At 54.3% G+C, this 12,599-nt stretch carries 13 protein-coding genes; 4 read left to right on the top strand and 9 right to left on the bottom strand.

Annotation, left to right across the window (positions count from 1 at the left end; translation table 11 throughout):
* Positions 1–2: 2 nt before the first annotated feature.
* Positions 3–830 (bottom strand): nickel/cobalt efflux protein RcnA, encoded by an 828-nt coding sequence (locus ACOTXT_RS06360; protein WP_039265850.1) that lies wholly within the window; start codon positions 828–830, stop codon positions 3–5.
* 132 nt (positions 831–962) lie between these two features.
* Between ACOTXT_RS06360 and ACOTXT_RS06355 the strand changes: the two genes are divergently transcribed.
* On the top strand, positions 963–1,235 hold the full coding sequence (locus tag ACOTXT_RS06355; RefSeq protein ID WP_008499280.1) for a metal-sensing transcriptional repressor: 273 nt from the start codon (positions 963–965) through the stop codon (positions 1,233–1,235).
* On the opposite strand, the gene ACOTXT_RS06350 is transcribed toward ACOTXT_RS06355, so the two are convergent.
* Entirely contained in the window at positions 1,228–2,793 is a 1,566-nt protein-coding gene (locus ACOTXT_RS06350) for an EAL domain-containing protein (protein ID WP_023343499.1), read from the bottom strand. The genes ACOTXT_RS06355 and ACOTXT_RS06350 overlap by 8 nt on opposite strands.
* Positions 2,794–3,012: 219 nt before the next feature.
* On the opposite strand from ACOTXT_RS06350, the gene ACOTXT_RS06345 reads away from it, so the two are divergent.
* Together ACOTXT_RS06345 and ykgO are read left to right on the top strand one after the other, a co-directional pair.
* Complete coding sequence (locus ACOTXT_RS06345) at positions 3,013–3,273, top strand: type B 50S ribosomal protein L31 (protein ID WP_006176933.1); 261 nt, start codon at positions 3,013–3,015, stop codon at positions 3,271–3,273.
* A gap of 2 nt (positions 3,274–3,275) precedes the next feature.
* Positions 3,276–3,416, top strand: a complete 141-nt coding sequence (gene ykgO, locus ACOTXT_RS06340) for a type B 50S ribosomal protein L36 (RefSeq protein WP_003859006.1) — start codon at positions 3,276–3,278, stop codon at positions 3,414–3,416.
* Here ykgO and ACOTXT_RS06335 read toward each other — a convergent pair.
* Positions 3,413–4,123 (bottom strand): GNAT family N-acetyltransferase, encoded by a 711-nt coding sequence (locus tag ACOTXT_RS06335; protein ID WP_032656573.1) that lies wholly within the window; start codon positions 4,121–4,123, stop codon positions 3,413–3,415. The genes ykgO and ACOTXT_RS06335 overlap by 4 nt on opposite strands.
* 101 nt (positions 4,124–4,224) lie before the next feature.
* On the opposite strand from ACOTXT_RS06335, the gene ACOTXT_RS06330 reads away from it, so the two are divergent.
* A complete protein-coding gene (locus ACOTXT_RS06330) occupies positions 4,225–5,685 on the top strand; it encodes a PLP-dependent aminotransferase family protein (protein WP_333165175.1) in 1,461 nt (486 codons plus the stop codon).
* On the opposite strand, the gene ACOTXT_RS06325 is transcribed toward ACOTXT_RS06330, so the two are convergent.
* The 6 genes from ACOTXT_RS06325 to acrA form a co-directional block, all read right to left on the bottom strand.
* A complete protein-coding gene (locus ACOTXT_RS06325) occupies positions 5,657–6,124 on the bottom strand; it encodes a YlaC family protein (RefSeq protein WP_008499285.1) in 468 nt (155 codons plus the stop codon). The two genes, ACOTXT_RS06330 and ACOTXT_RS06325, sit on opposite strands and share 29 nt — an antisense overlap.
* A 117-nt stretch (positions 6,125–6,241) precedes the next feature.
* Positions 6,242–6,793: a maltose O-acetyltransferase gene (maa, locus tag ACOTXT_RS06320; protein WP_045416680.1), complete on the bottom strand. Its 552-nt coding sequence runs from the start codon at positions 6,791–6,793 to the stop codon at positions 6,242–6,244.
* Between the two features lie 206 nt (positions 6,794–6,999).
* Positions 7,000–7,218, bottom strand: coding sequence for an HHA domain-containing protein (locus ACOTXT_RS06315; protein ID WP_008499287.1), 219 nt, complete (start codon positions 7,216–7,218; stop codon positions 7,000–7,002).
* 27 nt (positions 7,219–7,245) lie between these two features.
* A complete protein-coding gene (gene tomB / locus ACOTXT_RS06310; protein WP_008499288.1) occupies positions 7,246–7,620 on the bottom strand; it encodes an Hha toxicity modulator TomB in 375 nt (124 codons plus the stop codon).
* Between the two features lie 509 nt (positions 7,621–8,129).
* The gene (gene acrB / locus ACOTXT_RS06305) at positions 8,130–11,276 is read right to left on the bottom strand and encodes a multidrug efflux RND transporter permease subunit AcrB (RefSeq protein ID WP_008499289.1); all 3,147 of its coding nucleotides are present in this window, start codon (positions 11,274–11,276) and stop codon (positions 8,130–8,132) included.
* Between the two features lie 22 nt (positions 11,277–11,298).
* Positions 11,299–12,492 (bottom strand): multidrug efflux RND transporter periplasmic adaptor subunit AcrA, encoded by a 1,194-nt coding sequence (acrA, locus tag ACOTXT_RS06300; protein WP_021241633.1) that lies wholly within the window; start codon positions 12,490–12,492, stop codon positions 11,299–11,301.
* Positions 12,493–12,599 lie beyond the last annotated feature (107 nt).

Here is a 12,599-nt window from a genome sequence, read left to right as displayed (position 1 = left end):
GCTTACGCCAGAATGCCGCTCAGGCCATGCAGGCTCATATAAATCCCTACCACGGTAATCAGCGCAGCGGAGATCCACGGTGCTTTACGGGAGAATTCGCTAAACCCGGGCCAGCGTTTGGTCGCGTGCTTGAGGCTCAAGGCGGCAATCGCGCCGGAAGCGACAAGCGTTAACGCCAGACCAATGCTAAAGCTGAACACCAGCGTTGCGCCGAGGGCGAAATGCTTCAGCTGCAGGCAGATCAGCAGAACGGTAATGGACGCCGGGCAGGGGATAAGCCCGCCGGTGAGGCCAAACATCACGATCTGTCCGGTGGTGACGTTTTGGCCGCTGAAGCGCCGGTTAATATCCTGCGCATGCGCGCGCTGGTGGGCGTCCTGCCACTCTTCTTCAACCAGCGGGTGTTCGTGGTGGTGATGTTCATGATGATGGTCATGGTCGTGGTCATGGTGGTGGTGATGATCATGGTCGTGATGATGATCGTGTGGCTGGCTCTCTTTCCAGGTTCGCCACGCCATCCACAGGGCGATCGCAACGATCAATACCCCTGAGATCAGCTGGAACCAGGGTTCAGACGTATGCGCATCCCATCCCCGCCCAAACCATAAACCCGCCATGGCGATAATCCAGACTACTGCCGTATGTGAAAGCGTAGCGGCCAGGCCGAGCAGGACCGCCTGTTTCAGCGTGCCGCGGATAGCCACGATAAAGGCGGCCATCATGGTTTTTGAGTGACCCGGCTCCAGGCCATGTAGTGCACCGAGCAGGATAGCGCTGGGAACAAACAGCCAGGCATTACCCTGCTGCAGAAGTGAGGCGAAATCGTTCATTGAAATTTCCGGAGTGGAAGCGTGCGCAAATAGTACTCCCCCCCAGTAGCTTAATACTACCCCCCAGTAGAAAAATACTCAGGGGGAGTAGAGCGTGATATGCTCTAAAAGCCAAAACTGAGGGAGACAGAGATGTCACATACCGTTCGCGACAAGAAGATGTTACTGACTCGCCTGAAGAAAATTCAGGGGCAGAGCACCGCGCTCGAAAAAATGCTCAACAGCGAACACGAATGCGCCGAGGTGTTACAGCAGCTGGCGGCGATCCGTGGAGCAGTCAACGGCATGATGATGCAGGTGATTGAAGGGCACCTTACCGATCACGTGGTGAAAGAGCCCGAAGAGGCGCAGCGTGAAGCCGATCTTGGCGTGGTGCTGCAGGTGATGAAATCCTACCTTAAGTAGCGTGCGTGCCGAGGTTATTCTCTGCCCAAAGAATAAATTCCGTCTTTGGTAGCGCTTTGCTGTAGTACCAGCCCTGCCCGTACTGCACGCCGTGCTGGTGCAGCCAGGCGAGCTGCCCGGCGGTCTCGACGCCCTCCGCCACCATTGCCAGCTTCAGCGACTTCGCCATTTCAATAATGTGCGGCGTCACGTTTTTATACTCCAGCGCATCCACGAACGATTTATCAATTTTTAGCGTGTCGACATCCAGATCCTGCAGATAGCTCAGGCTGGAATAGCCCGTACCAAAATCATCAATATAGACAGGGTGCCCCGAACGGCGGAATGCGGCGATAGCCGGCGCGCTGATTTTGGGATCGGCAAAGCCGCGCTCGGTAACCTCAAGGGCGATTTGGCCTGGGTGGACCTTCCATTTGTTCAGCAAGTGACTCAGCAGCGGCGGCAGCGTGCCGGAGGTCAAATCGGCGGGCGCGAGGTTGATGGAGATATGCTGATCGGGGTGAAGATGCAGCCAGCTGCCCATATCCTCGAACACCTTTTCGATAACGAGCTGCGTCAGCTGGGAGATAAGCCCGGTTTGTTCAGCAAGAGGGATAAAAATATCAGGCGAGAGGCTGCTTCCGTCCGGCTGCGGCCAGCGCGTCAGCGCCTCTGCGCCGACAATTTTTCCGCTACACAGCGCCACGATGGGCTGATAGTGAACCACAAAATCGCGGCTGTTAATGGCATCAAGCAGGCGGTTGCGCGGCGACTGGATGCGACGCAGTATCCGCAGGACAAAGAGCGCGGCAAGCAGGCTTATCAGGATGCCGAAGGGCAGCCACAAAAGCAGCTGCCGGTGCCAGGTTTCAGCCAGCGGTTTGAGCGTAGCCCATGCAACGACGGTAAACCCCAGTTCAGGGACGGGCTTCATAACGTACATTGAACCGTCGTACTGTATGCTGGTCATCTCCTGACCCATGATCATGTCACGGATATGCGGATCGAGCGTATTGCTGCTGGCAAAGATGCGGCGTGTGGTATTTCCTACCAGGGCAGCATCAATCGCTATCTCGCCGAAGGGGATCACATCCACAAGCGAGGCCGGATCGACCAGAACCAGGTAATGACCTTGCCCCAGTACGGCCATGTAGCGATGAAACCCCAGATCGTTTTGCGTGGTCAGCCATGCGCTGTAACCATCTTCGGTAACGCGCATCGGCGGGGGGAAAGGGGCGGCATGGCTGGTTTGTTCAAGAGAGGAGCAGAGTGGCCTGAGGTTGTCGATATAAATCACTTCCTGCACATATCGCCACGAGAAAGCGACCCGTCGCATCTCCCTTAACTGCAGGGGGCTGCACGGCACGCCCTCAAAGGCCTGCAGATGATTGAGCGCTTCCTTCGCCTGCCCCACGACCTTGTCGGTACGTATCAGCACGCGTGAGGCATAGTTATCCAGCGCATCGACAAATTTATCTTCCGCCTGACGATGAGCCAGCCAGATGCTCAGGCAAATGGGGACCAGCACGGAAAAGATAAGTATGCCAGTCACCAGACTGACCAGATGTCGGGTTTTCATGCTGTCGTTTCCTTCCTCGTATACCCGTTCCTGAGCACTGAGTTCCCTGCCTGAAGAGAAAGATTTTACCGCGAAATGATATAGTTATAGCACGTGGGTGGCGTGGTTTTCATTTTATCTCAGGTAAACCAGAAAATATCGTCAGAAGGAAGGGGTTGTTTTTTTTACCTGGCCTGGATATTATTTTGTTATGTTATAACAAAACACAAAGGATTTACGATGAAACCAAACATCCATCCAGCGTATCGCACCGTGGTATTCCACGACACCAGCGCGAATGAATACTTCAAAGTGGGTTCAACCATTAAGACCGACCGCGAAATTGAACTCGACGGTGAAACGTATCCATACATCACCATCGAGGTTTCTTCAAAATCGCACCCGTTTTATACCGGTAAGCAGAAAACGTTCTCCACGGACGGCAGCGCAGCGCGCTTCCGCAAGCGTTTTGGCGGTTTTCTCAATGCGAAGCGGGGCTAACCATGCAGGTACTTAACTCATTGCGCAGTGCAAAACAGCGTCACCCGGATTGCCAGATAGTCAAACGCAAGGGACGCCTGTACGTGATTTGCAAATCCAATCCGCGCTTTAAGGCGGTGCAGGGTCGTAAAAAAAGACGCTAAACGCGCGTTTCTCGCCAGCTTTCCAGGGATCTTTTCTGTTTGCCATCGGCAGTAAAATTGTCGGTGGCAAGCCAGCTTTCAAAGGCGTTTGCCAGCGCCGGCCACTCTTTGTCGAGAATCGAAAACCAGTCGGTATCCCGGTTATGACCTTTTATGACCAGCGCCTGACGAAAACGCCCCTCAAACTGAAAACCCAGACGCAGTGCCGCTTTGCGGGAAGGCTCGTTCAAACTATTGCACTTCCACTCATAACGCCGGTAGCCCAGGGTATCGAACACATATCGCATCAGCAGATATTGCGCCTCTGTTGACATGGGCGTGCGGCTTAAAAGAGGCGAGAAGTGAACGTGCCCCACCTCCACGACCCCGTTTTTAGGATCGATCCGCATCAGGGACAGCGTTCCAACGGGGGACTGAGTCCGGTTATCCATCACGGTAAAGTGGATGGGATCGGATAACTCACTTACGCTCGCCACCCATTCGGCAAACTCCTCTGCGGTAGCGTCGGGTTCACGCAGTAGCCACGTCCAGCTGCGGGTATCTTCGGCCAGGGAATACGCAGAGAACAGCGCGTTGGCATGCTCCACGCGCAGCGGTTCAAGCCGACAATAGCGTCCCTGAAGCACGACCCGGGACGGGTGCTGACGAGGCTGCCAGTCGCTAAGCGCTTCGCCTACGGGCTGTCCGAACTGATTGAATGTCTTCATCTTAATTTCCGTGACGTTGAAAAGAGTTCCAGACTAGTGAATTGCTGGTTCCTTAAAAAGAACCACTGCGCTATGTTTTGATGGTGCCACGAGGAGGTGAGATGAATATACCGGGTGATGAATTTTATACCTTGCTCAATGCTGCCCTGCAAAAACGTGGGGAAGAGACGCGCCAGCGCGCGCTTTATCTTGCTTTACGGGAGGCCATACTGTGCGGAAGGCTACTGTCCGGCAGCCAGCTTCCCGGTTCGCGAACGCTGGCTCAGCAGCTCTCCCTTTCCCGCAATACCGTCAATGCGGCGCTGGACCAGCTCACGCTGGAAGGGTATTTGCAGCGTAACCGCCAGGGAACGCGGGTGGCACAGCTCGCTCACCGCTCTGTCGCCCGGACATTGCCGGACCCTGCCATCAGGCTCGCCCGGCGGGTCGGCCTGCTGCCAGCGCCCGTGCCCCGGGACACGCCGGTGCTGGCGTTTACCCCGGGAACCCCGGCTATCAACTATTTTCCGCTACCGCTGTGGCGGCGATTGTACGATCGCGTGATGCGCGAAGAGGGAAGTGCCCTGCTAGGGTATGGCGACCCGGCCGGTGAACCGTCGCTGCGGGCAGCGATTGCCCGACACCTCGCCCTGTCCCGCGGTATCGACTGCGACGCCAGCCAGATAGTGATAACGGAAGGGGCGCTTGAGGGGGTTAACCTGTGCACCATGCTGTTGAGTGAGCCTGGCGATGTCGCGTGGGTGGAAAACCCCGGTTATAGCGGGGCAAAGAGCGCGTTTGTTAAAACAGGCCTGACCATGACGGGAATCCCTGTTGATGACGAGGGAATGTGCTGGGAAGGACGGGATGCGCCTGCTCCCTCGCTGATTTTTACCTCACCTTCGCACCAGTTCCCCTACGGAAGCGTGCTCAGTGCCCGGCGACGTCTGGCGCTGCTGGAACTGGCCCGGCAGCAGAATGCGTGGATCATTGAAGACGATTACGACAGCGAATTCCGTTATGCCGGTGAGCCTGTGCCCGCGATGCTGGGGATGGTCAACAACGCGCCCGTGGTTTATCTGGGAACGTTCAGTAAAACGCTGTTTCCGTCGCTCAGAATGGGGTTCATGGTCTTGCCGCCAGCGCTGGCGAAAGCGGCTCGCCCGGCCATCGGCTCGCTGTTGCGGGGCGGGCATCGTGCCGAACAGCGTACGCTGGCGCTGTTCATTGAAGAAGGCCATTATGCTCGTCATCTTGCCGCCATGCGTCGGCTCTATCGTAAGCGATACCGCCAGCTGCGAGAGGTGCTGGGGGCAGAGCTTCACACGCCGCACCGTATACTGGCCGGTGAAGGCGGGATGCATCTGACGCTGGCGATAGACGATATTGACGATCAGACGCTGGTGGAACAGGCGAGGGCGTTTCAGCTGGCACCCGCTGCACTGAGCGGGTATTACCTGGAGGCGAAGCAGGGGCAAACCGGTCTGGTTTTAGGTTACGGCAACACCTCTGCTTCGCAGTTTTCGCCGGGGATCCGGCGTCTGCAGGCGTTAATTACGCAGCAGCAGGGCGCGAAAGGGTAAAGACATCATAGAAAGAGAGCTGGCCTTTGGTGGAGACCATTTTCTGCAGCTTCTCTTTTTGCGCTGTTTCAACGGCCGGAGAGTGCATGATGCTGTCGATCAGCTCCGTGGGCACGAAACGTGTGTTATACCATTCACCGTTGTAGCAGACCCGAAAATCGAGAACGTCGATATCTTCGTAACGGTAGCGCGGATTCACGTCGAAAAAGAAAAAGGCGTTAAAGACCACAAACAGCACAACCAGCAGCCAGACGGAGTCCACCAGCGTTTCGGACTTCAGCATCACAATCAGCGTCGCCAGCCAGGCGGCATACATGGCGACAAACAGTCCAGGATGTTTGCGAATAAAGCTAATGCTAAAGCGCGGGCGATTGTCGCGCTTTTCGCGGAGGTTAAGATCGTCGATGGTGGCGGTAAGCAGGCGCTGTATCTCGGTCATTTTTTGCCTTCATAAGAGTTGACAATACAGGGTGTCTGCCAATTTTAGGGGAGCCATCGGGTTGAAAAAAGTAACAGTCAGGCGCTAAAAGACCATAACAGTTGGCTCCCCGCGCTCTTATAAAGTTTTGATGATTTTTGCCGGATTGCCGCCCACGACGACGTTAGCCGGGACGTCTTTTGTCACCACGGCGCCGGAGGCCACCACCACATTATCACCGATCGTGACGCCAGGGTTAATGACCGCCCGGCCACCAATCCAGACATTATTCCCAATGTTGACCGGTTTCCCAAACTCCACGCCGCTGTTCCGTTCCTCTGCATCCAGCGGGTGGGTGGCCGTATAAATGTGCACACCCGGCGCGAGCATGCAGTTATCGCCGATGCGAACAGGGCAGACATCCAGCATCACGCAGTCGAAGTTCGCGTAAAAGTTTTTGCCCAGATAAATATTGTATCCGTAGTCGCAGCGGAAGCTCGGTTCTATATAAGCGCCTTCGCTTTGCCCCAGAAGTTCCGCCAGGATGTTCTGGCGTTCTGTCTTTTCATCGGGCGCGGTGTGGTTATAGCGGTAAACCAGATGGCGGGCCCGCAGTCGGTCGGCCCGTAACGTCTCATCGCCGGGGCGATAATGTTCACCGGCAATCATCTTCTGTTTTTCTGCGCTCATAGGAAACCTCTCTGGAAATGATTACCGCAGGGTAATCGGAACAGGTCGAGAGGGGAACGTTCCCGAAAAGCCGATGTGACTGTCGTCACAACATTGTTGCTGATGAACACGTTTTACACGGAGACCTGGCCTGGGCACAGGGAACATAACGGGATAGGTAAAAAACTCAGAACGTGGCGTAGAACTCTACAGACACCCTTCAAAGATTAACGGACAAATTTCCATACAGAAGTAGGGATTTTGTCATACAACTTATTCATGGTCAGCTCAGCAAGACGATGGTCAGCGGCTGAATAAAATACGGCCAGTTCATTATCAGAAAGCTCGTATTTATTCTTTTCAATCACGCGTTCGAGGGTGTCAATTGACTGACAACGTCGTAAGCGCATCAAATAATCGATTTTTGTGAGTGGTTTATCAGACATAAATTCACCTTAGTAATTGTAATAATTTTAACAGGAAAGGCTAACCGGGTTAGCTCTGCTCACGTTGACGAAACAGCGGAATAGCCGGTTTCCCGATTTACGCCATTTTTGCAAATCCTGGGCGTTAATGCCGTAACTACTGAACAACATAAAGGTGTCGTCCAGGTATTCATCAATTTGCTCAATGAGCTTATTATCTTCATTGTACTTAATTTTATAATTAAGTGCGAAGGTTGCGATATGCTCTATCAGCTCATTCAACTGTAAATTGATGGCAGACGTTGGGTCGTTTACCCAGCCATGGTTGCTTTCATCAAGGTTGGCAAGGCAGTCATGGTACAAGGATTCGCAGAGAAATTTCAACTGCGCGATATCATGCCTTTTTGGCGAGTACTCGTCCATAGCGCATCCCCTTCTGAGTGATTTCTTACTCACCGAACATCATTGTCGGGATGGATACAACTGACTTAGCTACATGAGTGCTGTGTTCCTGATAACCTAACTATAAGCCACTCCTTCCTGGATTTCATCGCGCTATTACGAAAAATTACAAATAAAACCGTAGACTGCGAGCATGTACGCAATGTTCCACCCTGGACACCCCTTTTTTATCCAAATTAACGCGCTGTTTTATCGCTTCCTTACGTTTCATTGGCTTAGCAAAAATGGCGAGAAAAGTTCAGATTCGAACTTCACGTTGTCAGAACTTCTTATTAGGAATATTCCTAATAGCTTAAGCGGGGAAATGAAATTAAAAAAATCCTGAATTCACCGATTAAGTTATCAGTTAATTATGATATGTCTAATTAAGATGGCAGAAAATAAATTGAATCACAATAAGCGTAATTTATGATTTTTTCTGAAAATGAAAAAGGCCGCTAATGCGGCCTTTTTATCATGTGAAACCGGTATCAGTGAGGTTCTACCGAATGCGCGTGTTCAACATCTTCATTCTTACGGCTGAAGCGGCGGCGAACCACCACGAAGAACACCGGTACGAAGAAGATAGCGAGTACGGTTGCGGTGATCATACCCCCCATAACGCCCGTACCGACCGCGTTCTGCGCACCGGAGCCCGCACCGGAGCTGATAACCAGCGGCAGTACGCCGAGGATAAACGCCAGTGACGTCATCAGGATTGGGCGCAGACGCATACGAACAGCCTCAAGCGTCGCCTCAATCAGACCTTTGCCTTCTTTCTCCATCAGATCTTTGGCGAATTCAACGATAAGTATCGCGTTCTTCGCCGACAAGCCAATGGTTGTCAGCAGGCCTACCTGGAAGTACACGTCGTTGGTCAGTCCGCGGAACGTTGCCGCAAGCAGCGCACCGATAACCCCGAGCGGTACCACCAGCATAACGGAGAACGGAATTGACCAGCTCTCGTACAGCGCTGCCAGACACAGGAAGACGACAATCAGTGAAATCGCGTACAGGGCAGGGGCCTGGTTACCGGACAGACGTTCCTGATAGGACATCCCGGTCCAGTCGTAGCCAACACCCGAAGGCAGTTTGCTCGCCAGCTCTTCCATCAGGTTCATGGCTTCACCGGTGCTTCGGCCCGGCGCAGCCTGACCCAGGATCTCCATTGATGGCAGACCGTTATAGCGTTCCAGACGCGGCGAACCGTATTCCCAGCGTGACGTTGAGAATGCCGAGAACGGTACCATCTGACCATTGCTGCCGCGCACGAACCAGCTGTTGATATCGTTTGGCAACATACGGTACTGCGCCTCGGACATCACGTACACTTTCTTCACGCGACCGCGGTCGATGAAGTCGTTAACGTAGCTACCGCCCCAGGCGGCGCCCAGCGTGGTATTGATGTCACTGATGGACACGCCCAGCGCCTGAGCTTTCTCCTGGTCGATGTCGATTTTGTACTGCGGCGTATCTTCCAGGCCGTTTGGACGCACGCCGACCAGCAGGTCAGGGTGCTTAGCCACTTCGCCAAACAGCTGGTTACGCGCCTGCGTCAGTTTTTCGTGACCCAGACCGCCCTGGTCAATCAGCTGGAAGTCGAAGCCGGTCGCGGTACCCAGTTCAACAATCGCCGGCAGGTTGAAGGCGAACACCATCGCATCTTTAATCTGCGAGAAGGTGCCCATCGCACGGCCGGTAATGGCTTCAACCTTGTTCTCTTTGCCCGGACGTTCAGACCAGTCTTTCAGAGAAACGAAGGCGATACCGGTGTTCTGACCACGACCCGCAAAGCCAAAGCCGTTAACCGCAAACACGGATTCAACGTTGTCTTTCTCTTTGGTGAGGTAGTAGTCCGTCACTTCGTCCAGCACTTTCTGGGTACGCTCTTGCGACGCACCCGCAGGAAGCTGTGCCATCGTCAGGAACACGCCCTGGTCTTCATCCGGCAGGAAGGAGCTTGGCAGACGAACGAACAGGATCGCCATCCCCGCCACGATGATGATATAGAGCAGCAGGTAACGACCGGTGCTGCGCAGGATGTTGCCCACGCTGTCGGTGTAGTGGTGCGTGCTCTTATCAAACATGCGGTTAAACCAGCCGAAGAACCCTTTATGCTCGCCATGACCGCCTTTCTGAATCGGCTTCAGCATGGTGGCACACAGCGCAGGGGTCAGGATCAACGCAACCAGTACCGACAGCGCCATCGCGGAAACGATGGTGATCGAGAACTGACGGTAAATCGCACCGGTAGAGCCGCCGAAGAAGGCCATCGGGATAAATACCGCAGACAGTACCATCGCGATACCCACCAGCGCGCCCTGGATCTGACCCATTGATTTACGGGTGGCTTCCTTCGGCGGCAGACCTTCTTCCGCCATCACGCGCTCGACGTTCTCTACCACGACGATGGCGTCATCCACCAGCAGGCCGATGGCAAGCACCATCCCGAACATCGTCAGGGTGTTTATCGAGAAGCCAAAGGCCGCGAGGATAGCAAAGGTCCCCAGCAGAACGACCGGAACGGCGATGGTTGGGATCAGCGTCGCGCGGAAGTTTTGCAGGAACAGATACATGACCAGGAACACCAGGATGATCGCTTCTGCCAGCGTTTTAACCACTTCGTGAATCGAAATTTTAACGAATGGCGTGGTGTCGTACGGATAAACGATCTTCAGGCCTGACGGGAAGTACGGTTCCATTTTCTTCAGTTCTGCACGGATCGCCGTGGCGGTATCCAGGGCGTTCGCGCCTGTCGCCAGTTTGATACCCAGACCGGAAGCCGGTTTACCGTTGAACTTCGCGATGATGTCGTAGTTCTCGCCGCCCAGCTCGACTTTCGCCACGTCGCGCAGGCGAACCTGCGAGCCGTCCTGATTCACTTTCAGCAGAATTTTGCTGAACTCATCCGCGGAGGTCAGACGGGTTTGCGCGATGATCGAGGCGTTAAGCTGCTGGCCCTTCACCGGCGGCGTACCGCCTAGCTGACCGGCTGCCACCTGGGCGTTCTGCGCTTTAATGGCGTTAATCACGTCAACCGGCGTCAGCTGGAAGTTGTTCAGCTTGTTCGGATCCATCCAGATACGCATTGCGTACTGAGAACCGAACAGCTGCACGTCACCCACACCGGACGTACGGCTGATGGCGTCCTTCATGTTGGCGCCCACGTAGTCGGAAATATCCTCCTGCGTCATGGTGCCGTTGGTGTTGATAACGCCGACAACCATCAGGAAGCTACTGGACGATTTCTCGACGCTCACGCCCTGCTGTTGTACTTCCTGCGGCAGCAGCGGCATCGCCAGCTGCAGTTTGTTCTGCACCTGAACCTGCGCAATGTCAGCATCCGTACCTGACTCGAAGGTCAGGGTGATCTGAACTGTACCGGTAGAGTCACTGTTTGAGGACATGTACATCAGGTTATCGATACCGTTCATGTTCTGTTCGATAACCTGAGTGACGGTGTCCTGCACCGTTTTTGCATCAGCCCCTGGGTAGGTTGCGGAAATCGTCACCGCCGGTGGCGCAATCGTTGGATATTGCGCGACAGGCAGCTTCAGGATCGCAAGTCCCCCGGCCAGCATGATGATAATGGCGATCACCCACGCAAATATGGGGCGATCGATAAAGAAATTAGGCATGTCTTAACGGCTCCTGTTTAAGTTAAGACTTGGTTTGTTCTGACTGGCCAGCGGCCGAAGCTTGTTGTTTATCGTCAGATTTCACTTCCTGTGCTTTAACCTGCGCGCCAGGACGAACTTTTTGCAAACCAGTAACAATCACGCGATCGCCATCTTTCAGACCTTCCGTCACCAGCCATTTATCCCCAATCGCCTGGGTGGCGGTGATATTGCGCATTTCGACTTTGTTATCAGCCCCAACAACCAGTGCGCTCGCATCGCCGCGTGGCGTACGGGTCACACCCTGCTGTGGAACCAGAAGGGCGGTTGGATTCGTTCCTTCTTCCAGACGTGCGCGAACGAACATACCTGGCAGCAGATTTTTGTCAGGGTTCGGGAAAATCGCACGTAAGGTGATGGAACCGGTGGTCTGGTCGACCGTCACGTCAGAGAATTCCAGCGTCCCTTCCTGCGGGAACTTGATACCGTCGTTGGTAATCAGCTCCACTTTGGCTTTGCCGTTTTCCTGTTTCAGGGTGCCGTTAGCCAGCTCCTGTTTCAGGCGCAGGAAATCATTGCTGGACTGCGTGACGTCAACATAGATCGGATCGAGCTGCTGCACGGTCGCCAGCGCAGTGGTCTGACCGTTCTGCACCAGAGCCCCTTCCGTGACGGAAGATTTACCAATACGACCGCTGATAGGGGAGGTCACTTTGGTATAGGCCAGGTTAATGCGCGCGGTTTCGACGGCCGCTTTGGCTGCCACCACGGCGGCGTTAGCCTGCTGGGCATCCGCCAGGGCGGTATCGTAATCCTGCTGACTGATGTACTTGGTACCGAGCAGTTTTTGATAGCGGTTCAGCGTCAGCTGGGCAATTTTAGCCGCGGCCTGTGCTTTAGCCAGATCGCCTTTCGCGCTTTCATAAGACGCCTGATAGGTTGCGGGATCAATCTGATACAGAGACTCACCGGCCTGCACATCACCGCCTTCGGTGAAGTTGCGTTTCAGGATAATGCCGCTAACCTGAGGACGCACTTCCGCAATGCGGTAAGCATTTGTACGGCCGGGTAATTCGGTGGTGATTTGTAGAGGTTCAGATTTGAGCGTCACAACGCCTACTTCTGGCGCCTGCTGAGCTCCTTGTTGAGCCGGTTTGTCGTCACATCCTGTTAGCGCTAAGCTGCCTGAAAGCATCAGAACGACCGCCAGAGGCGTTAACCCTCTGTTTTTGTTCATATGTAAACCTCGAGTGTCCGATTTCAAATTGATCAAGGGTCCTGAGTCTAAAACCCATTGCTGCGTTTATATTATCGTCATGCTATGGTACATACATTCACAAATGT

This window comes from Enterobacter cloacae complex sp. IR5422 (assembly GCF_049238165.1).
Classification (GTDB): domain Bacteria; phylum Pseudomonadota; class Gammaproteobacteria; order Enterobacterales; family Enterobacteriaceae; genus Enterobacter; species Enterobacter roggenkampii.
Note: the sequence above shows the minus strand (reverse complement) of the source record. Positions and strands in the feature narration are given on the sequence as shown.